The sequence below is a fragment of the Helicobacter felis ATCC 49179 genome, assembly GCF_000200595.1.
Lineage (GTDB): Bacteria > Campylobacterota > Campylobacteria > Campylobacterales > Helicobacteraceae > Helicobacter > Helicobacter felis.
The window spans coordinates 1,097,317-1,116,394 of record NC_014810.2; the positions used below are offsets into that span (position 1 = coordinate 1,097,317).

Sequence of the window (19,078 nt, forward strand, 5' to 3'; positions counted from 1 at the left end):
GGCGTGCCTAAGAGAAGAAGGGCAGGGCTAAGAAGCTTTTGATCACCACAGCGTTGATGATGTCTACAAAAAACGCTCCCACTAAGGGCACAACTAGAAAAGCGACATGGCTATGCCCGTAGTGGGTGGTGATGGTTTGCATGTTCACCATCGCTGTAGGGGTCGCGCCCAAACCAAAACCACAATGCCCCGCGCTCAAAACCGCCGCATCGTAGTTTTTGCCACAGACTCTAAAGGTTACAAAAATGCTATAGAGGATCATCACCACCACCTGCACGCTCAAAATGACGATAATGGGCAGAGCTAAATGGGCAAGTTTGACCAAATCAATACTCATTAAAGCATAGGCCAAAAAGAGGTTGAGGCTTACATTCCCAATCACGCTCACCTCGCGATCAAAGACCTTGTGGATTTTAAAATAAGAAAGCAGATTGCGCAAGAGCACCCCCACAAATAAGCACCATACAAAGGTCGGCAAAGTAACCCCGCCCACCTTGACATGCGCCATTTTGGAGATCAGAGTGCCTACCAACAGGGCAATGCTCACCAAAGCCAAGCTTTCTATAAAACTGCTTGCCGTGATGAGGCGCTCTTTTCTAGGGGTTTCAAACGCACTAGGAGGCTCTTGCTCCATGCGCTCTTTATCTTGCTGGCTGGGTTCTAGTTTGTATTTTTTAATCAGGTAGCGCGCCACAGGCCCGCCGATGAGCCCCCCGCTCACTAACCCAAAGGTTGCGCAAGTGATGGACACCTCTAGGCTCTCAGCAAAGCCATAAGGGGGTTTGATAAAGACATCTGACCACGCCGCACTGGTGCCATGCCCGCCAATAAGTGAGATTGAGCCTCCTAAAAGCCCCATGAGAGGATTAGCACCAATCAAGCTAGCAATGCCTACCCCTACGGCGTTTTGAATCACCACAAACACTCCCACCACCGCGACAAAAATGCCCAACATTTTCCCCCCTTTTTTTAGAGAGGCAAAATCCGCGCTTAAACCAATAGTGATAAAGAAAGTCAGCATGAGAGGGGTTTTCAGCCCCGAATCGAGCACCAATTTAAAGTCGTAGAATTTGTGGGCGATCATAATGGCAATGGCGACTAAAACACCCCCTACAACGGGCTCAGGGATGTCGTAATCGCGCAAGAATTTAATTTTAGAAATAATCCAACGCCCTAGCAACAACACCCCTACCATGCACACCAAAGTCCCATAAACATCAAGAGTGATCGTTTGCATTGCTAACCCCATTTAATTAAAGCGTTAAAATATTTAGCTTATAATAGCACATATCATCGTGTTATCATAAAAGGGAAGAGATGTCCGTTGTCTTGCAAATTGGGGCTGGGGGGGTTGGTAACGTAGTTGCCCATAAGCTGTGCCAAAATCGCCAAGTTTTTAGCCAAGTGGTGTTGGCTAGCCGCACGCTTTCCAAATGCCAACAAATCGCCAAAGAAGTCAAAGCGAGAGGTTTGGGCGAGGTGGTTTGTGAGCAGGTCAATGCGGATAGTGTGCAGGAAGTGGTCGCCCTCATTGAGAAATACCGCCCTAAAGTGGTGATCAATGTCGCTCTGCCCTATCAGGATTTGGCCATCATGCAGGCGTGTTTGCAGACTAAGACCAATTACCTAGACACGGCTAACTATGAACATCCCGATGTCGCTAAATTCGAGTATAAAGAGCAATGGGCCTTTGACAAGGCGTATAAAGAAGCCCAGATTTTTGGTTTGCTAGGAAGTGGTTTTGATCCCGGGGTTACCAATGTCTTTTGTGCCTTCGCGCAAAAACACCACTTTGATGAGATTTACGATATTGATATTTTAGATTGCAATGCAGGCAACCACCCCTACCCCTTTGCGACCAATTTTAATCCTGAGATCAATTTAAGAGAAGTGAGCGCACCGGGGCGTTACTATGAAAATGGTTCTTGGGTAGAGACCAAGCCCTTGGAAATTAAGCAAACATGGGCGTATCCGGGCATTGGTGAGCGCGATTCCTACTTGCTCTACCATGAGGAGTTAGAGTCGCTGGTCAAACATATCAAGGGTTTAAAGCGGATTCGCTTCTTTATGACTTTCTCAGAAAACTACTTAAACCATATGCGTTGTTTGGCCAATGTGGGTATGCTCCATATCGATCCGGTGGAAGTGCCTACCGCACAGGGGGGACGCGCGCAAGTAGTGCCCATCCAAGTTTTAAAACAACTCTTGCCCGATCCAGCTAGTCTTGCAGGTAAAACAACGGGTAAAACTAATATCGGGTGCTATATCCGCGGTAGTCAAAACAAGCAGGAGAAAAAGCTCTATATTTACAATGTCTGCGATCATCAGAAATGCTATGATGAGGTGGGATCGCAAGCCATCAGCTACACGACTGGCGTGCCTGCTGTGGTTGGGGCGATGATGATTTGCAAGGGCATTTGGGGCGGAGAAAACTCTAAGGGAGTCTTTAACTTAGAACAACTCGACCCCGATCCTTTCTTAGAAGAACTCACCAAACAAGGTTTGGGCTACGAAGTGATTGTGCGCTAGATTTCTACTCTAAGGTTTCCTTGCAAAGCTTGTTTGGCCTGCTTGTTGTAAGATCTCCACGTAAACTCATGCTTTAAATTTTAATTAGAGCGAGCGTGCTTGCCATTTGGAGTTCTCGCATGAATGTCAAGTTGGGTTTGTTTTATATGGCGTTGAGTGCCTTGAATTTGGGAGTCATGGGGGCATTGATTAAAATGATGAGCCACTATTACTCGCCCCTAGAAAATATCTTTTATCGCTCCTTTTTTATGCTCTTATTTCTAACTCTGCTTTACTACGCCAAACCCTTTAGTTTTAAAGCGCACAAAAAAGGAGGGGCTTTTTTATTAGGTTGGCGCATGGTGATTGGATCGACTAGCATGATTTTAATGTGCCATAACATTTATATTATGTCTTTGAGCACCGCTTCTGCCTTTAATCAAAGTGCGCCCCTATATTCAATCGCCATCGCCTTTTTTATCTTTAAAGAACCCATAAGTCCGCGCTTGCTACTGGCAGGTTTATTAGGAGTGATGGGTGTGATCTTGGTTGCTAATCCATATACTAGCGGTCTCTCATGGGGACAGATTGTCTGTGGTGTGCTCAATGGCTTATTGGTGGCCATCGCTTACAGCAGTTTAAACCGCCTAAAAGAATATTATGATGAAGGCTTTGTGGTTTTTGTTTTTAGTTTGTGTCTAAGTGTTTTGGGTTTTATAGGACTATTTATACATCTGTCTCCCTTTGCTTCAGGCTACCATCCCTTACGCTTTGATGGGAGCTGGTGGCAGTGGGATCTATGGGTTTTTATGGGGATTGGGTTCACGGGCATGTTAGGGCAATTTTTCCTCACTAAAGCCTATATGAGCGCGCCAGTGGGGATTATCTCCCCAATGAACTACACGCGCCTAATTTGGAGCAGTCTCTTTGGAATATTGCTTGGAGACCCATGGCTGGGCATTGGAGAGGGAGTGGGGATGGGGCTTATTGTGATTTCAGGGATACTTATCACCACCCAAACGCGCAAAAAGACACATAGAGGATAAAAGTCTCGTGCTAGCCACAGTCCGGATTAAAAAACTTCATTGCAAGAAAAAGGTTAAAAAGAAGAGAATGGTCGGAGTAGCGGGATTCAAACCCACGACCTCACCCACCCCAAGGGTGCGCGCTAATCAGGCTGCGCCATACTCCGTTTCAAAAGCTCTTATCTTACCCCTACACGCATTAATTTTAACTTAAACTGGTGGCGGGGGGTTTATGTTATAATCTCACATCATGAGGGAGTGGACAGTGTTGCAATCTGCATGGCGATTTTTAAGAATGATATTGTTGGTTTTCTCTGTAGGTGTAGCCAAAGAGGCCAAAGAGGTTCATGCCGCTGGGGCAGCTAATCTTACTCAAGCACTAGAAGAGATTAAGCGAGCTTTTTTAAAAGAACATCCAAATGTTAAGGTGTCTTTGAGCTTTGGTTCTTCGGGCAAGCTGTATAATCAAATCCGACAAGGCGCGCCCTTTGATCTCTTTGTGAGCGCGGATAAGAAACGACCCTTACGCTTGAGTGAGGACAAGATCACCCCCTACACCCCCAAAGTTTACGCAAAGGGTGTGCTTGTGCTATGGAGCAAAACGCGCTTAGTGCCTTCTTTAGAGGTCTTAAAAGGCTCTTTTGAACACCTTTCTATAGCTAACCCCACTTTAGCCCCCTATGGTAAGGCTAGCATGGAAGTGCTTGAAAAACTTCAGCTCGCCCAAACTCTTAAATCTAGGATTTTACTAGGCAACTCCATCGCCCAAGCTAACCAATATGTCGCCAGCGGAGGGGCTGAGCTGGGCTTTAGCGCGCTCTCTTTGATGGATCGCCGCGATTCTAAGCACTACTACATTGTGCCCAAAGAGTATTACCAACCCATTGAACAGGCTTTAGTGCTCACCAAGGCAGGGGGAAAAAACCCTCTTGCTAGAGAGTTTGAACAATTTATCCTTGGGCAAACAGGGCGCGCGATTTTGAAAAATTACGGCTATATTGTGGATTAGTGGATCACACCTTTTTCACCACTCTCAAGCTCACCTTTACTCTAGCCGCCTGCACGACTCTCATCTTACTCCCCATAGGGTTAGCTTTAGGAGCTTATTTAGCGCACAGGCAGGGTTTACTTAAAACTTTCTTAGAAACCCTTACTTGGATGCCTTTAGTGCTCCCTCCCACAGTGCTAGGTTTTTATCTCTTATTGCTTTTATCTCCCACCAGCCCACTAGGACTTTTCTTAGACAAATACTTACACCTGCGCCTAGTCTTTAGCTTTGAGGGGCTAATCTTGGGCAGCGTGATCTTTTCTCTGCCCTTCATGGTTAACCCCATCCAACACGCCCTAGCTAATTTGCCCCCCTCGCTCAAGGAAGCTAGTTACGCTTTGGGTAAGGGCAAACTTTTCACCTTTTTTAGAGTGCTTTTGCCCAATATTAAACCCAGTTTGTGGCTGGCCATCACCACTACCTTTACGCACACTATCGGGGAGTTTGGCGTAGTCATCATGTTAGGAGGGGATATTGAGGGAAAAACACGCGTGGCTAGCGTGGCGATCTTTATTGCCTCAGAAGCCAATAACGATACACTGGCTAATCAATACGCCTTAGTGCTTTCTGGTGTGAGCTTTGTTTTACTCTTTGGGATTCTCTGGTGGCAAAAGAGGGCACAAGATGCCTATAAAAAATAGCGCACACTAGCAAACCCTCTTAAACCCTTTGAGGCGATGAGTTTAACTTGCTCGATCCTCACAATCCCACCCAAAGCAAAGAGGCGATTTTTTTGTAAGGGGGTGAGTTGATCCAAATAATCTAAACCTAAAGGAGGGGATTTGTGAGGAGTGGGAAAAATGGGGCTTAGGGTGCAAAAATGCGCCCCTAAATCTAGGGCTTGTTGCACCTCTTGTGCGCTATGCGCGCTGTAAAAACTAGAGAGAGTGGGAGGAATGCTAGGCAATTCTGCAAGCGCGTGCCCCTTAGCATGCACACCAAAAAAGCCGTATTGGAGGGCTTGATCAATACTGCTAGAGAGAAGGGGGAGATTAAGATAGCTAGTTATTGCAAAAGTTTTACAGAGTTCCACAAAACAGGCAAGTAAATCGGGGGGCGCGCACGGGGCGCGCAAACAGGCGCGACTAGGGCGGTGGGTGCTAAAGCTTTTAAAAAGGGTGGTTTTAAAATCCTCTAGGTTGCGTGTGCTTAAAAAAGGCGGGGTGATGCAATAAGATTCGATCAAATGCGCTCGCGTGGGCTGTCTTTGAGCAAGGCAGCGATGGATTTAGAAAGCAGAGCAAAAAAGCTAAAAAGTCCAAAGACAAAGAGAGCAACAAAGATCGCTACCTTCATATCCCAATCTCTAAAGATAAAAAGGCTCAACCCTCCGCAGGTCAGCGCGATCCCTACAAAAAGACCGGCAAAGAAATCTAAAAGGGCGATGAGAGTGGCTTTTTCCATCGCCTAGTGATCTTCATCCACGATGACCGCACCGGCTAAGTAGACATAGGTCAAGATCATAAAGACAAAAGCTTGCAAGATTCCCATGAAAAAGAGCACCATAAAGGGCGCGATGGGAATGACCCATGGGACTAATAAGAGCATGATGAGCAAAAACATGTCATCGCCCTTGATATTTCCAAAGAGACGGAAAGAGAGCGAGATGATCCTAGAGAGGTGAGAAACGATTTCTACGGGCAACATGATAGGAATGAGCCATTTCACTGGGCCTAGAAAATGACTAAAGTATTTGATGAGTCCTTGGGTGCGAATCCCCTCAAAGTGATAGTAAAAAAAGACAATGAGGGCGAGCACGAGGGTAAAACTCCAATTAGCCGTAGGGGCTTCAAACCCGGGGATAATACCTATCATGTTGCAATAGAACACAAAAAGCGCAATAGTGCCCGCTAGGGGGAAATATTTACGGGCTAAATCCTCCCCGATCACATCTTTAGCCACATGTAAAATGCCCTCAATGGTCGCCTCATAGACATTTTGCAAACCAAAGGGCACCATTTGTAATTTGCTCGCGGCTATCTTGCCAATAATGAGAGTGGCTAGCGCGCACACGATGGTGTAAAACCCAACAATAAAGCTGTGATCTGAACTCAACAACCCTGCAAAAGTGAATAACCGATGCTCCATGTCTTACTCCTAAGATGATTTAAACTTGGTGCGCCCTTTGCGCACAGCGATATGGCACGCCTGCATTAAAATACCCTTGAACGCCTTTTCTTCCAGCACGCTTAAACCCGCGATGGTCGCGCCCCCGGGGGTGCAGATGGAATCGATGATCTCTTGGGGGTCGCTCTCTTGCAAGAGTTGGGCAAAACCCTTAAAACTCTGCTCTACAAGCTCTGAGGCTTGATCCACACTTAAACCCTCCCGCACGCCCGCACTCACTAGAGCCTGAGCTGCCATGCTTAAAAAAGCCAAAGAACTCCCATTGGTGGCTAGAGAAGCGTCAATGAGGGCTTCGCTTTGCACCTCTACACAACTTCCAAAGCATTCTAAAATTGTTTGAGCGTAGGAACTAATTTGCTTCTTCAGGTCTTCTCGATGCCTGTAGATTAATTGACGCCTTAGATCGTAATTTTGATCGTAGTTAGCCAGTATTGATTTGTAGGCTTTTTTGATCCACCTCACAACATGTTGGTGTTGCTTTTTGAGATAAGATTGCAACTCAGATTCAAAGGCAACATTGTTTAGAGAGTGCATATGGTTTAGCACATATTCTTCAAATTCAGCACATGTTTTGGAAGCCTCAGGAAAATTATTTTTGACTTCACCCATCACCTTATCTATAGTGTTGCTGACAAATGCGTCAACATCTACCATGCTAGGATCGATACCTAGAAGATACCCTACCCCCTCTAAAAAATCATGGGGGAATTTTCTGGATAGCCACTCAGACAACCATTCAAAGTCTTCCTCTTGTTCGTTGGGTTTATTATATGAGTCATGATCTTGAACTTTTAAATATTTGGGATGATACGCAGTATCCACATAATAGCTTGTTGCAGACAGCCCATACTCGGCAGCAACATTGGGCATGCAACGCACATAGGCATGGCTTTTAATGCGCTCTTTAAGCGCATCCACACTTACCCCCGCTAAGACACTCAGCACTAAAAGAGCTGTGCCCTGATAGGAGAAACTCTCTAAAGCATGGGGTTTCATAGTCAGGAGCACAACCGCCTTTTCCACATTGACATCATTTACAGATCGATACCCAGATTCGCATGTGGCTTCTGGCACAAGCTTTCCCCACCCATAAGGACCGCCAACAGCGTATTCTTGTATCTCATATCTTTGTGCGTTTGCTGACTCTACCTCTTCACAATATTTCTCAACATGCTTATGTGCAGGCACAATTTCCACCTCAAGGGGCAAAGTCTCCAAAAAAGGGCGGATTTTCTCCGGATCACGCCCCGTGATTTGGATGTGGTGATCTTGGAGTTTAGAGGCGTTTTTAGCAAAGCCCTTTAATATGGCACGCGCCATGTTGCCATAACCCACAATGAGTAAACGCGTTTTCATTAGGACTCCTGATCCTCCTGATAAAATTGAGCAATGCGTTCAGAGATGTGGTATTGGGGGTACTTGGCACTATCCAGCACCACCTGCGCCATGAGTTGGTGATCGAAGTTAAAGACTAGCGGGGCTAAAAAGTTAATGGTAGATTCTTTAAGAGGCTTTTGGAGCACCACAATATTAGCAATCAAAATATTCTGAGCCTGATCGAGGTTGAGCAAAACCTGTAGACCGAGTGGAATGTCAAACTCGTAATTGCGCAAGGCAAAGGGATTTACAAGGGTAAAGGTGGGAGCGATGTCATCGGCGTTGCGTAGGCGCATAAACACTTCATCAATTTTTTCTAACTCCATTTTAGAGACCTGCTCAAATCCTAAAATGGGGGATTTGACACTAAATAACATTCCAACCCTTGCACATAATGTAAAAGCTCCAATTTTACTACAATCCACTCTAAAAATCAATCTAGCGGGGGATTTTTGGTATAATGACAACCTTTGAGCATGAAAGGTTCTAGAATGCGGGTTTTGTGGCTTTCTTTGGCGTGTGCGCTGTTGTGGTTGGGCTGTGCCAAGAAAAATAAGGATGCTATTTACAACCGCCCGGCAATCTTTTGGTATCAAGGAATTTTGCGCGAAATTTTATTTATGAATTTAGAGACTGCGGACAATTACTATTCTTCCTTGCAAAGCGAACACATTAACTCGCCCCTTGTGCCTGTGGCCATGCTGGCTCTAGGGCAGGCGCATTTAAAGAAAAAGGAATTTGTGTTGGCCGAGTATTATTTTGATGAATACATCAAACGCTTTGGGAATGAGAGCAATGTGGACTATTTGAAATACCTCAAGCTCCAAGCGCGCTACTATTCCTTTAAAAACCACAGCAAGGATCAAGAGTTTATGTCTAACACCATTGGGATGTTGAACGATTTTGTGGACAAATATCCCAATAGCCGTTTTATTAACCAAGTAGAATACATGCAGGTTAAATTCATTTTAGGACAAAATGAGCTCAACCGCGCGATCGCTAATGTCTATAAAAAACGCCACCAAAAAGAGGGTGTGAAACGCTATTTAGATCGCGTGGATGAGGTTTTAGAAAAAGAAACGCATCCTAAAAAATCTTATATGCCCTGGTATGTGGCGATATTTAATTGGTAAGGGAACAGATGATTGAAAAATTTCCAAGTGTAGTGCCCGTGATCGTGGAGGAAGAAACTTTTATGTACCCTTTCATGATCGCGCCTATTTTTATCAACAGTGAGGCTAATATCAAGGCAGCCAACAAAGCTACTCAAGACAAAAACGATTTGATTTTTGTAAGTTGTGCTAAAAATGGGGAACAGGAAGCGGACAAATTTTATGATGTGGGTGTGATTGGGAGTATTGTACGCAAGGTGGTTTTACCTGACAATCGCATGAAAATTCTCTTTCAAGGGATTTGCAAGGGACGCATTGTCAATATCCAATCCCACGACCCTTTAGAGGCGATGGTAGAGGTGATCACCTATAAGGATTATGACCATGACAAAATACGCGCTATTTTAGAGATTCTCAAAGAGAAGGTGGGCAATTTAGCTAATATTAGCCAGTTTTTTCCTCCAGATTTGTTGCGCGCCATTGATGATAATAGCGATCCTAACCGTATTGTGGATTTGATTGCCTCTGCGTTGCGCATCAAAAAAGAACAATCTTACAAGCTCTTTGCTAATGACAACACGGAGGAGAGACTTTTAGACCTCATCGATCTAGTGATGGAGGAAACCAAAACCCAAAAACTCCAAAAAGAGATCAAAAGCAAAGTCCATAGCAAAATGGAGCGCGTCAATAAGGAATACTTTCTTAAAGAACAACTTAAGCAAATCCAAAAAGAATTGGGCATTGACAAACAACGCGATGAGGAAATCCAAGAGTACTTCCAAAAACTAAGTGCTATTGAGCCTTTTATCACCAAAGAAATCCATAAAGAGATTAAAAAACAGATCGAGCGCTTGAGTCGCATCCATCAAGATAGCTCGGATGTGGGGATTTTGCAAAATTACATCGAGTGGGTGCTTGAAATCCCTTTTGGACAATATAGTCAAAAACATCTCTCCGTCAAAGAAGTGGAAAAACAGCTAGATGTCGATCATTACAGCCTAGAAAAGCCTAAAGAGCGCATTGTAGAATATTTTGCTACGATGGAGCTAATGCGCTTGCGCAAACAGGAGAATAAAGAAACTAAGGGCACAATTCTATGTTTCTATGGTCCCCCCGGAGTGGGCAAAACCAGCCTAGCTAACTCCATTGCTAAGGCGATTAGCCGTCCGCTTGTGCGCATCGCTTTGGGCGGGCTAGAAGATGTCAACGAACTTAGAGGACACCGCCGCACTTATTTAGGTTCTATGCCCGGGCGCATTGTGCAGGGCTTGATCGAGGCTAAGAAAATGGATTGCGTGATGGTGCTCGATGAGATTGATAAGGTGGATAAGAGCATGCGTGGCGATCCAGCTAGCGCGCTTTTAGAAATTTTAGACCCTGAGCAAAATACCAGCTTTAGGGATTATTACACCAATTTTAATATTGACCTCTCTAAGATCATCTTCATTGCTACCGCTAATGACACCGCTACCATCCCCCCTCCCCTAAGAGATCGCATGGAGTTTATCAGCGTGTCCAGTTACACCCCTCAAGAAAAAGAGCAAATCGCGCGCAACTACCTCATCCCTCAAGAGCTCAAAAAGCATGCCCTTAAAAGCACTGAAGTCTCTTTCACCCCCGAAGCGGTGCAACTCATCATTGAAAAATACACTAGAGAGGCAGGGGTGCGTGGGCTTAGACGCGCTGTTGCGACCATCATGCGCAAATGCGCTAAAAAAATCTTGCACGATCAAGAGGAAAAGACCCCCAAAGAAGAAAAATCGTCTAAAACCCAAGAACAACCCAACGCGCGCAAGCGGGGTCGCCCTAGCCGTAAACTCCATATCACCCCTGAAAATATCCCCGAATTTTTAGACAAAATCGTTTTTGAAATCGATCCCATCGACAAGGAAGACGCGCTAGGAATTGTCAATGGTCTAGCGTGGACAAGTGTAGGCGGGGATGTGCTCAAAATCGAGGCGATCAAACTCAAGGGCAAGGGGAATTTAAAGCTCACGGGGTCTTTGGGCGAGGTGATGAAAGAATCCGCCCATATTGCGCATTCTGTAGTGAAATTGCTCATTGATGAGGACATGCTCACCCCCAAAAAGAAAAAATCTAAAGAGGGCAAAATCTATAATCTCTATGATATTCATTTGCATGTGCCCGAAGGGGCGACTCCTAAAGATGGTCCTAGTGCAGGGATCACTATGGCCACTAGCATCGCCTCTATTTTATGTGATAAAAAAGTGCGCGCTGATGTGGCGATGACGGGCGAACTCACTTTGAGCGGACGGGTTTTGCCCATTGGCGGATTAAAAGAAAAGCTTATTGCTAGTTATAAAGCGGGCATTAAAACCGCTTTGATCCCTGAGAAGAACTACCAAAGAGATTTAAAAGACATTCCTACAGAGGTGCAAGAAAATATGGAAATTAAAGCTGTGCGCCATATTGAGGATGTGCTAGAAATTGCCTTGGTGCCCTAATGCGCGTAGGCATTATTGGGCTAGGTCTGATGGGGGGTTCGATGGGGCTAGCCTTGCAGGAGGTGCGCGCCCAGCTAGGCATTAAAAGCTTGTTAGGTTTTGATAGTAACCCCATACATGCCCAAATGGCCTTGAGTTTAGGACTAGTGGAGGAATGCCTAGATTTTGAGCACATGCAAACATGTGATGTTCTCATCTTAGCGACCCCTTTGCAGGGCATTATAGATATTCTCAAGCAGTTACAACCCCCCAAAACAACCACAATTATTGAGATCGGCGGGGCTAAGGGGGAGATTGTGCGCGCCATTCCCCCAACTATCCGCCCTCAAGTGGTCGCTACACACCCGATGTGTGGCACAGAGTTTCATGGTCCTAAAGCCGCGTTAAAAGGCCTGTATAAACATAAAATCGTGGTGTTGGTGGACACAGAACAGAGCGCGTCTATGCACACAGAGCGCGCTAGAGAACTCTTTAGTGCGATTGGTATGCAAATGGTCAAAATGCGCGCGGACGAACACGATCGCCATGTCGCCTTTGTAAGCCATCTCCCCCATGCTATTAGCTACGCTCTAGCTAATGTAGTCTTAGCCCAAGAGAGCCCTCAAAATATCTTATCCCTAGCTGCAGGGGGCTTTAGGGATATGAGTCGTCTCTCTAAGAGTGCGCCGGATATGTGGCGGGGGATTTTTGCGCAAAATCAAGGGCGCATCTTGGAGGCGTTAGAGCTTTTCATTACAGAAATGCAACAAGTGAAAGGTTGGCTAGAAGCCCAAGAGTGGGAGAAACTGCAAACATGGATGCAACAAGCCAACCGCTTGCAAGAATTTATGTAGGGGGGTAACTATGGAAGCCCAGTTAATGAAACTTGCCATTGAAACCTACAAGATCACCTTGATGATTTCCTTGCCCGTGCTCTTGGTGGGCTTGGTGGTGGGGCTCTTGGTAAGCATTTTCCAAGCCACTACACAAATTAATGAAATGACCCTCTCTTTTGTGCCTAAAATCTTAGCTGTGATCGCCGTGATTGTGATCACCATGCCTTGGATGCTCAACATGCTCTTAGATTACACTAGCATGCTCTTTAAGCTCATCCCTAAGCTGGTTTCTTGAGCCTTGTTTTAGATTTTTCCAAATATTCTAGTGTGGAAATCGGAGGCAAGGTGCAGGTGGCACTCCTGCGCACTTATGGGAGCTATGAGGTGCAGATGGTGGGCTTGGGCAATAATTTGTTAGTGTCCCCCCACGCGCGCAATTTGGCGATTTTAGATCGCTGTTTTGACACTATAGAGGATAAGGGAAGTTTTATAGAGGTGGGGGCTAAAACCAACGCGCAAAAACTCTTTAGCTATTTCAGGGATCACAATTTAGGGGGTTTGGAGTTTTTAAGCGCCCTGCCCGGAAGTGTGGGCGGACTGCTTAAGATGAACGCGGGGATGAAAGCCTATCAGATGAGCGATGTGATCTTACAAGCTAATATCAATGGGACATGGCTAGATTTGGAGGCACTAGGTCTAGGCTATCGCACGAGCGTATTTGAGGGTGTGGTCTTTGGGGTGCGTTTGCAAAAGATACAGGGTTTTAGAAAAAGCGTTCTGCAAGAATGCCAAAGCATGCGTTTTCACCCTAAAAAACCCAGCTTTGGGAGTTGTTTTAAAAACCCCCCGGGGGATTTTGCCGGCAGGCTGTTAGAGGCGGTAGGGATGAAGGGGTTTAGTTTGGGGCGGGTGGGTTTTTCTAGCGCGCATGCTAACTTCCTCATCAATCTAGGAGGGGCGCATTTTGAAGAAGCTCTAGATTTGATCGAACTAGCCAAAGAGCGGGTTTTTAACGCTTTTGGGATCATCTTGCAAGAAGAGGTGTGTATTCTCACTTAATGAGGAGGTTTGTATGCGCATAGCTAGACTCTAGGGGGCATGAGAGAGAGTTAAGGCTAATGAGAGAAATCAACGCCACTGAACCCCTTGAGATTGCCTATGCTAGAAACTTTTACCTCTTCAAGGGAGCGGTAGAAATCACAAGTGGAAATTATTACTCTAATATCCCCCTAACTTACATAGAAATCGAAACCTAAATGCCACACCCGCAAACCCCAAAACTTTAAAAGATATTTTGAAAATTTGGGGTTAGTAGCTTTAGTAAAAATCTGCTAGAATAGGGCAAAGGATTGTGATGCAGATCAAAGTGAAGGCTTTTGGAAACACCCAAACAAATTGTTATATCGCTAGCTTAGAGCAGGGGGATTTTATCATCGACCCGGGTTTTGGAGCATTAGAGTGGGTGCTAGAGAATACCCAAAAGCCCTTAGCAATCCTCATCACACATGGGCACTACGATCACATTTGGGATGCGCACGCGCTTAAAAATGCCCTGCCCTCTGTGCCTTTGTATGCCCCTAGTGAGGATATTTTTATGCTCACCTCAGATTGTTTTTCTCTAGGGCTGACCCCTTGCCTAGAAAAAGACATTCACCCCATAGCTTGCCACAAGGATACCTTTACTTTTGAAATTGGTAATGTCCCCATTACTTACTGGCACTTCCCCGGACACACACCGGGGTGCTCGATGATCGAATTAGGAGGGGTGTTCTTCAGTGGGGATTTTATTTTTCAGCGCAGTATCGGGCGTTATGACTTCCCTTATTCCAACCCTGCAGACATGAAAGAGTCTTTAAAGCGTTTTGAAGCCTTAGAAAGCTCTCAGGATAAACCCATTTATCCCGGACACGGGCAACCGACTACCCTTAAAAGTGAGCAACCCCATATGAAGGCGTGGATTGCCCATCTCTAATTTATTTTATCGACAAGGATACCTATGTTAAGCGACACCCAAAAGGAACGCTACCAACGCCATTTGATGTTAGAAGATGTGGGTGAAGAGGGGCAAAAAAAGCTTTTAAACGCCAGCGTGTTGATTGTAGGTGCGGGGGGTTTGGGTTCTCCTAATGCCCTTTATCTTGCTGCAGCTGGGATCGGGCGCATCGGGATTTTGGATTTTGATATTATAGAACTGAGCAATCTCCAGCGCCAAGTTATCCACACTACCGAAGAAATCAATGGTGCTAAGGTCAAATCCGCTGCACGCAAGATGTTTGCCCTCAACCCAGAAGTGGAAGTGGAGACTCATTTTATCACTCTTGATGCTAAGAATGCGTTAGAAATCATCAATCGTTACGACTTTATCATCGATGCGACCGATAATTTTGCGAGTAAATTTTTAATCAATGATGCTTGTGTGTTAAGCCATAAGCCTTATAGTCATGCTGGTGTGCTGAAATACCGCGGGCAAGTTATGACGATTTTACCTAAAAAGAGCGCGTGTTTTTCCTGTGTTTTTGACACCCCGCCCGATCCTAAACTTAACCCCACTTTTAAGGCCGGCCTTTTTGGAGTGGTGCCCGGCTTGTTGGGTTGTATCCAAGCGGCTGAGGCTATTAAGTATTTCTTAGGTTTTCCCTTGCTGACAAATACCTTACTGGGCGTGGATATAAAAACCATGAATTTTAGGCATGTCAGCGTGCAACGCAATCCTAAATGCCGTGTGTGTGGAGAGCATGGGATCAAAAGCCTAGAAGACTACCCACAGCAATAATTTTAAAAAGGGCGTTCTATGGATTTATCATCTGTACTTGGTGTGGTTTTTGCGATTCTTGCTATTAGTGTGGGCGACATTATGGAAGGGGGTAACCCCGCCCATGTAGTGCACTTAAGTTCGCTCATCATCATTATCCCTACAACCCTCTGTGCGGCGATGGTGAGCACGCACGCACGCCATGTCAAAGCAGCTTATAAAGAGATCAAGATTGTTTTTCTCAATCCCAAGATCAATTTGCAAGAGACCATTAAAACCATTGTTGAACTATCCACACAGGCGCGTAAGGATGGGGTGCTGTCTTTGGAGTCCAAAGTCGCCCAAATTGAAGATGATTTTACCCGCAATGGATTTTCTATGATCGTGGATGGTAAGGATATTAAATCCGTGCAAGATAGTTTAGAGGTGGCCATTGAGGAATTAGAAGAGCATTATCATGGCGCAGCGCATTACTGGATCACAGCAGGGGAGAGCGCGCCTACTTTTGGACTGGTTGGAGCGGTTTTAGGGTTGATGCTGGCACTTCAAAAACTAGACAATCCCCAAGAGATGGCACTAGGGATCGCGGGGGCATTTACCGCGACCGTTACCGGGATTATGTGTTCCTATGCGCTCTTTGGTCCTTTTGGAAACAAACTAAAAAATAAATCTAAAGACATTCTCAAGGAGAAGATTTTGATTTTAGAGGGCGTGATCGGAATTGCTAATGGGGACAACCCAAGGGACTTGGAAATGAAATTACTCAACTACATCGCTCCGGGCGAACCTAAAAAATCGCAGTTTGAATAATGTCTAAAAAAGCTAAAAAAGTAGAGTGTCCAGCAGGGGAACGCTGGGCGGTTCCTTATGCAGATTTCCTCTCGCTCTTGCTTGCGCTCTTCATTGCTCTATATGCGATCTCTGTGGTAAATAAGGCTAAAGTCAAAGCTCTCAAGAAAGAATTTTTAAAGATTTTTGACTACGCCCCTATTCCAGATTCCTTCCAACCTGTGATCCCCATTCCTCCTGCTCCGGGCGGTCGCCAAGAAGACACTATAGAAGAGCGCGAATCTACCCAACAATCCAACCCTTCGCAGACCACTATTAAAAAGATTGGAGAGGGAAGTGTGTTAGAACAAACCGATCAAGGCTCCGTGCTCAAACTCCCCTCTAGTTTGATTTTCACAGAACCCTATGGGGATACAATCAACGCCACCATGCAAGAATACATTGGGCGCATCGCTAGCATTATCCGCGCCCTTCCAAGCCAAGTCCAAATTAATGTTAGGGGTTATACAGACAACACGCCCATACCCGCACACATTCCCTTTAAGGATCATTATGCGCTAGCAGCTAGCCGTGCTAGCAAGGTGATGCGCGAGCTCATCGCTGATGGTATCAACCCGCAAAAACTCTCTTTTACTTCCTATGGCGCTAACAATCCCATTGTGCCCAATGACAGCATTGAAAATCGCATGCGCAACAATCGCGTAGAAATCTTTTTTTCAACCAATCCTGAGAATATTAATAAAATCAGTTCTATTTTAAACAAGGGTCTCAATGGGCAGTAAAATTCTAGCTCTATGTTTGAGTGTGATCTGCCTCTATGCGCAAAGACTCCCTACAGGTGATGAGCTTTTAAGAGAAGAGAAAAAGCCCCCTGTTATTCCTTTTAAGGCGAGCATTTATTTAGAAAACCCTTCCTATGTGTTTTGGACACAACAATACGGCGTGCGGCGCGCTAAGAGAATCTTAGAGATTGAGGCAATCACAGATAAGGTGCGCGTAGAAAGCGTAACCCTCAATGAAGGGCGTTGCTCTTTCTTGCCCATTTTGCCTAGTTACACGCTCATGTTGCATGAAAAAATGCGCTATGAAGTTTTTTGTGATGAAACTCTAAGAGTGGAGATTAAGAGCAATTTTGGGACACAAATCCTTCATCCGGATTTTGAACCTCCCTCTTGAATCACGGCGTAAAACTTGGATCATAACACACACCTTGTTGGGCGCGCAAAAATTCTGTAACTGTATCAATCTCTTCTTCTGTAGTGTAGGGAGCGTGCAGGCGTTGCAGCTGGCTATTTTGCATTAACAGCATATCCCCCCTGCCTAAGAGATTTTGCGCTCCATCGTTATCTAAAATGATGCGCGAATCGATTTTAGAACCCACTTTAAAGCTCAATCTTGTAGGCAAATTGGTTTTAAGAAGTCCTGTAAGCACCTCCACGCTAGGGCGTTGGGTGGCAATAATGAGATGAATCCCACACGCGCGCCCCATTTGAGCGATGCGAATGATAGGAGCTTCTACTTCTTTGCCTCCTGTCATCATCAAGTCGGCTAATTCATCGATCACAATCACCAAAAAAGGCAATTTGTCCGCGCTTTTAGCGTTATAGCCCTCTAAATTTTTCACCCGCAGGATACTCATAGCGCTATAACGCCGTTCCATTTCCTCAACTGCACATTTGAGCGCATTAATAGCTTGAGTAGGGTCGGTGAGAATGGGCGTGATGAGGTGGGGTATATCTGTGTAGGCGCTAAATTCTACGCGTTTGGGATCGACTAGCAAGAGGCGTAAACTTGTAGGGGTGTGTTGGTAGAGCAATGAGAGCAACATCGTATGCAAACCCACACTCTTCCCACTCCCGGTAGTGCCTGCAATGAGCAAATGGGGTAAGGTGGCTAAATCTAGCACAAAAACCTCTCCGCGCGTGTCCTTACCCAAAGCTAGGGCGAGTTTATGGGAGGTTTGGGCAAAAATGGGATCTTCTAGGATTTCTCTCAAACAAATAGGATCGCTTGTATCGCGCGCAATTTCAAATCCCATAACATCTTTGCCTTGAATGGGGGCATGGATGCGCATGGATTGGGCGCACAACGCCATCGCCAAGTCGTCAGAGAGCCCCATGATTTTACTCACTTTAATATGCGTGGCGGGGCGAAATTCGAAGGTGCTCACCACTGGCCCTACGCAGGTGCGCACAATCTCTCCCTCAATTTTGAACATGCGTAGTTTGCTCAAGAGATTTTGTGCCTGTGTTTGGATTTGATCAGGGGTGTGTTTAGGAGGAGTGGGAGAATTGAGCAAGTTTGTGCTAGGCAGAGAGGCATTTTGGGGAGGATTAGAATCTTTGGGGGCATTTTGGGGAGTTGGAGGGAATTCTTGAGGGATTTCTGAACTCTGCAAAGATCGACGTTGTTGGAGCAAATCCATATAAGCCCCCATAGGCGTAGAGGGGGTGGGAGTTTTTGGTGCGAGCTCTACGCCGTAGTTTTGAGGCAAGGGGGTTAGGTTGTTTTGGGGGGGCTGTGTGGGGGGGTGGTAGGAGGTTACCTTAACTTTAAAGGAGGGTGAAGAGGGGGAAGGGGGGTTGAAGCGCGGGGGTTTGGGGTAGGCTTGGACTTTTTTATGCGCCCAAGCGCGTAAACTTGAGGGGGTTTGCAGGAGATAGTCATAAAGATTTTTAGCCACAGCCTTAAATTGTGTCGGTGCTATAATAAAAAGCGCACAGAGAATTAACCCCAGTGTGAGAAGCCACGCTCCCACTGCCCCCACAAACGCCTCTAGCACTTCCAAGAGGGCTTGACCCACCAAGCCTTGCGCCCCCACTAAGGCCTGCCCTAACACTAGGGCTAAAAACCCCAGCAAACTAGCCAACAACAGCTCTAAAGATCGCAGAGTGGCTTTACGCATTAAAAACACCATCAAGGCTAAATAAAGGGGGAGAATGTAGGCGCATGCGCCAAAATAAGCGGCACTCCCTCGCGCCACCATGCTCCCCCACGCCCCTGCAAGCCCGCTAGGCCCAAAGACGATTGCTAGAAAAAACAATCCCAAGAGACCATAGA

The 19,078-nt window shown here is 45.8% G+C and carries 22 protein-coding genes and 1 tRNA gene; 15 read left to right on the forward strand and 8 right to left on the reverse strand.

Features of this window, described 5'->3' with window-relative positions; all coding sequences use genetic code 11:
• Positions 1-7 precede the first annotated feature (7 nt).
• Positions 8-1,237 (reverse strand): sodium/glutamate symporter, encoded by a 1,230-nt coding sequence (gltS, locus tag HFELIS_RS05525; protein ID WP_041302835.1) that lies wholly within the window; start codon positions 1,235-1,237, stop codon positions 8-10.
• Between the two features lie 80 nt (positions 1,238-1,317).
• On the opposite strand from gltS, the gene HFELIS_RS05530 reads away from it, so the two are divergent.
• A complete protein-coding gene (locus tag HFELIS_RS05530; RefSeq protein WP_013469555.1) occupies positions 1,318-2,529 on the forward strand; it encodes a saccharopine dehydrogenase family protein in 1,212 nt (403 codons plus the stop codon).
• 119 nt (positions 2,530-2,648) lie between these two features.
• The gene (locus tag HFELIS_RS05535; protein WP_013469556.1) at positions 2,649-3,554 is read left to right on the forward strand and encodes a DMT family transporter; all 906 of its coding nucleotides are present in this window, start codon (positions 2,649-2,651) and stop codon (positions 3,552-3,554) included.
• Positions 3,555-3,622: 68 nt separating this feature from the next.
• Here HFELIS_RS05535 and HFELIS_RS05540 read toward each other — a convergent pair.
• Positions 3,623-3,700, reverse strand: a tRNA-Pro gene (locus tag HFELIS_RS05540).
• 128 nt (positions 3,701-3,828) lie between these two features.
• On the opposite strand from HFELIS_RS05540, the gene modA reads away from it, so the two are divergent.
• Positions 3,829-4,542: a molybdate ABC transporter substrate-binding protein gene (modA, locus tag HFELIS_RS05545; protein ID WP_013469557.1), complete on the forward strand. Its 714-nt coding sequence runs from the start codon at positions 3,829-3,831 to the stop codon at positions 4,540-4,542.
• Positions 4,542-5,222 carry a molybdate ABC transporter permease subunit gene (gene modB / locus HFELIS_RS05550; protein ID WP_013469558.1) on the forward strand — a complete coding sequence of 227 codons (681 nt, stop codon included), beginning with the start codon at positions 4,542-4,544 and terminating at the stop codon, positions 5,220-5,222. The genes modA and modB overlap by 1 nt, the downstream gene beginning before the upstream one ends.
• On the opposite strand, the gene HFELIS_RS05555 is transcribed toward modB, so the two are convergent.
• Genes HFELIS_RS05555 through fliW form a run of 5 tightly spaced genes read right to left on the reverse strand, consistent with a single transcriptional unit; the run spans position 5,210 to position 8,462 of the window.
• Complete coding sequence (locus HFELIS_RS05555; RefSeq protein WP_013469559.1) at positions 5,210-5,767, reverse strand: thiamine phosphate synthase; 558 nt, start codon at positions 5,765-5,767, stop codon at positions 5,210-5,212. The genes modB and HFELIS_RS05555 overlap by 13 nt on opposite strands.
• The gene (locus HFELIS_RS05560; protein ID WP_013469560.1) at positions 5,764-5,985 is read right to left on the reverse strand and encodes a hypothetical protein; all 222 of its coding nucleotides are present in this window, start codon (positions 5,983-5,985) and stop codon (positions 5,764-5,766) included. The genes HFELIS_RS05555 and HFELIS_RS05560 overlap by 4 nt, the downstream gene beginning before the upstream one ends.
• 3 nt (positions 5,986-5,988) lie before the next feature.
• Entirely contained in the window at positions 5,989-6,669 is a 681-nt protein-coding gene (locus HFELIS_RS05565; RefSeq protein WP_013469561.1) for a F0F1 ATP synthase subunit A, read from the reverse strand.
• A gap of 9 nt (positions 6,670-6,678) precedes the next feature.
• Positions 6,679-8,064, reverse strand: coding sequence for a pyrroline-5-carboxylate reductase dimerization domain-containing protein (locus HFELIS_RS08765; protein WP_013469562.1), 1,386 nt, complete (start codon positions 8,062-8,064; stop codon positions 6,679-6,681).
• Positions 8,064-8,462 carry a flagellar assembly protein FliW gene (gene fliW, locus HFELIS_RS05575; RefSeq protein ID WP_013469563.1) on the reverse strand — a complete coding sequence of 133 codons (399 nt, stop codon included), beginning with the start codon at positions 8,460-8,462 and terminating at the stop codon, positions 8,064-8,066. The genes HFELIS_RS08765 and fliW overlap by 1 nt, the downstream gene beginning before the upstream one ends.
• Positions 8,463-8,576: 114 nt before the next feature.
• Between fliW and bamD the strand changes: the two genes are divergently transcribed.
• From bamD to HFELIS_RS05625, 11 genes are all read left to right on the forward strand, one after another.
• Positions 8,577-9,218 (forward strand): outer membrane protein assembly factor BamD, encoded by a 642-nt coding sequence (gene bamD / locus HFELIS_RS05580; protein WP_013469564.1) that lies wholly within the window; start codon positions 8,577-8,579, stop codon positions 9,216-9,218.
• A gap of 8 nt (positions 9,219-9,226) precedes the next feature.
• A complete protein-coding gene (gene lon / locus HFELIS_RS05585; RefSeq protein WP_013469565.1) occupies positions 9,227-11,662 on the forward strand; it encodes an endopeptidase La in 2,436 nt (811 codons plus the stop codon).
• Positions 11,662-12,495 (forward strand): prephenate dehydrogenase, encoded by an 834-nt coding sequence (locus HFELIS_RS05590; RefSeq protein ID WP_013469566.1) that lies wholly within the window; start codon positions 11,662-11,664, stop codon positions 12,493-12,495. The genes lon and HFELIS_RS05590 overlap by 1 nt, the downstream gene beginning before the upstream one ends.
• A 10-nt stretch (positions 12,496-12,505) precedes the next feature.
• Positions 12,506-12,772: a flagellar biosynthesis protein FliQ gene (gene fliQ / locus HFELIS_RS05595; RefSeq protein WP_013469567.1), complete on the forward strand. Its 267-nt coding sequence runs from the start codon at positions 12,506-12,508 to the stop codon at positions 12,770-12,772.
• Complete coding sequence (locus HFELIS_RS05600; protein WP_013469568.1) at positions 12,769-13,536, forward strand: UDP-N-acetylmuramate dehydrogenase; 768 nt, start codon at positions 12,769-12,771, stop codon at positions 13,534-13,536. Before fliQ ends, HFELIS_RS05600 begins: the two co-directional genes overlap by 4 nt.
• Before the next feature lie 59 nt (positions 13,537-13,595).
• On the forward strand, positions 13,596-13,733 hold the full coding sequence (locus tag HFELIS_RS09050; protein ID WP_013469569.1) for a hypothetical protein: 138 nt from the start codon (positions 13,596-13,598) through the stop codon (positions 13,731-13,733).
• 98 nt (positions 13,734-13,831) lie between these two features.
• The gene (locus tag HFELIS_RS05605; RefSeq protein ID WP_013469570.1) at positions 13,832-14,449 is read left to right on the forward strand and encodes an MBL fold metallo-hydrolase; all 618 of its coding nucleotides are present in this window, start codon (positions 13,832-13,834) and stop codon (positions 14,447-14,449) included.
• 24 nt (positions 14,450-14,473) lie between these two features.
• Complete coding sequence (locus HFELIS_RS05610) at positions 14,474-15,250, forward strand: HesA/MoeB/ThiF family protein (RefSeq protein ID WP_013469571.1); 777 nt, start codon at positions 14,474-14,476, stop codon at positions 15,248-15,250.
• A gap of 18 nt (positions 15,251-15,268) precedes the next feature.
• On the forward strand, positions 15,269-16,039 hold the full coding sequence (motA, locus tag HFELIS_RS05615; protein WP_013469572.1) for a flagellar motor stator protein MotA: 771 nt from the start codon (positions 15,269-15,271) through the stop codon (positions 16,037-16,039).
• Positions 16,039-16,800 (forward strand): flagellar motor protein MotB, encoded by a 762-nt coding sequence (gene motB / locus HFELIS_RS05620; protein ID WP_013469573.1) that lies wholly within the window; start codon positions 16,039-16,041, stop codon positions 16,798-16,800. Before motA ends, motB begins: the two co-directional genes overlap by 1 nt.
• Positions 16,790-17,194, forward strand: coding sequence for a hypothetical protein (locus tag HFELIS_RS05625; protein ID WP_013469574.1), 405 nt, complete (start codon positions 16,790-16,792; stop codon positions 17,192-17,194). The genes motB and HFELIS_RS05625 overlap by 11 nt, the downstream gene beginning before the upstream one ends.
• A 1-nt stretch (position 17,195) precedes the next feature.
• On the opposite strand, the gene HFELIS_RS05630 is transcribed toward HFELIS_RS05625, so the two are convergent.
• Positions 17,196-19,061 (reverse strand): DNA translocase FtsK, encoded by a 1,866-nt coding sequence (locus tag HFELIS_RS05630; protein WP_231844156.1) that lies wholly within the window; start codon positions 19,059-19,061, stop codon positions 17,196-17,198.
• Positions 19,062-19,078 lie beyond the last annotated feature (17 nt).

Coding starts and splice junctions, on each gene's coding strand:
- HFELIS_RS05530 (WP_013469555.1), top strand. CDS start 1,318: ATGTCCGTTGTCTTGCAAATTGGGGCTGGGGGGGTTGGTAACGTAGTT.
- HFELIS_RS05625 (WP_013469574.1), top strand. CDS start 16,790: ATGGGCAGTAAAATTCTAGCTCTATGTTTGAGTGTGATCTGCCTCTAT.
- HFELIS_RS05535 (WP_013469556.1), top strand. CDS start 2,649: ATGAATGTCAAGTTGGGTTTGTTTTATATGGCGTTGAGTGCCTTGAAT.
- bamD (WP_013469564.1), top strand. CDS start 8,577: ATGCGGGTTTTGTGGCTTTCTTTGGCGTGTGCGCTGTTGTGGTTGGGC.
- HFELIS_RS05565 (WP_013469561.1), bottom strand. CDS start 6,669: ATGGAGCATCGGTTATTCACTTTTGCAGGGTTGTTGAGTTCAGATCAC.
- HFELIS_RS09050 (WP_013469569.1), top strand. CDS start 13,596: ATGAGAGAAATCAACGCCACTGAACCCCTTGAGATTGCCTATGCTAGA.
- HFELIS_RS08765 (WP_013469562.1), bottom strand. CDS start 8,064: ATGAAAACGCGTTTACTCATTGTGGGTTATGGCAACATGGCGCGTGCC.
- modA (WP_013469557.1), top strand. CDS start 3,829: ATGATATTGTTGGTTTTCTCTGTAGGTGTAGCCAAAGAGGCCAAAGAG.
- HFELIS_RS05610 (WP_013469571.1), top strand. CDS start 14,474: ATGTTAAGCGACACCCAAAAGGAACGCTACCAACGCCATTTGATGTTA.
- motA (WP_013469572.1), top strand. CDS start 15,269: ATGGATTTATCATCTGTACTTGGTGTGGTTTTTGCGATTCTTGCTATT.
- fliQ (WP_013469567.1), top strand. CDS start 12,506: ATGGAAGCCCAGTTAATGAAACTTGCCATTGAAACCTACAAGATCACC.
- lon (WP_013469565.1), top strand. CDS start 9,227: ATGATTGAAAAATTTCCAAGTGTAGTGCCCGTGATCGTGGAGGAAGAA.
- HFELIS_RS05560 (WP_013469560.1), bottom strand. CDS start 5,985: ATGGAAAAAGCCACTCTCATCGCCCTTTTAGATTTCTTTGCCGGTCTT.
- HFELIS_RS05605 (WP_013469570.1), top strand. CDS start 13,832: ATGCAGATCAAAGTGAAGGCTTTTGGAAACACCCAAACAAATTGTTAT.
- HFELIS_RS05590 (WP_013469566.1), top strand. CDS start 11,662: ATGCGCGTAGGCATTATTGGGCTAGGTCTGATGGGGGGTTCGATGGGG.
- gltS (WP_041302835.1), bottom strand. CDS start 1,237: ATGCAAACGATCACTCTTGATGTTTATGGGACTTTGGTGTGCATGGTA.
- fliW (WP_013469563.1), bottom strand. CDS start 8,462: ATGTTATTTAGTGTCAAATCCCCCATTTTAGGATTTGAGCAGGTCTCT.
- motB (WP_013469573.1), top strand. CDS start 16,039: ATGTCTAAAAAAGCTAAAAAAGTAGAGTGTCCAGCAGGGGAACGCTGG.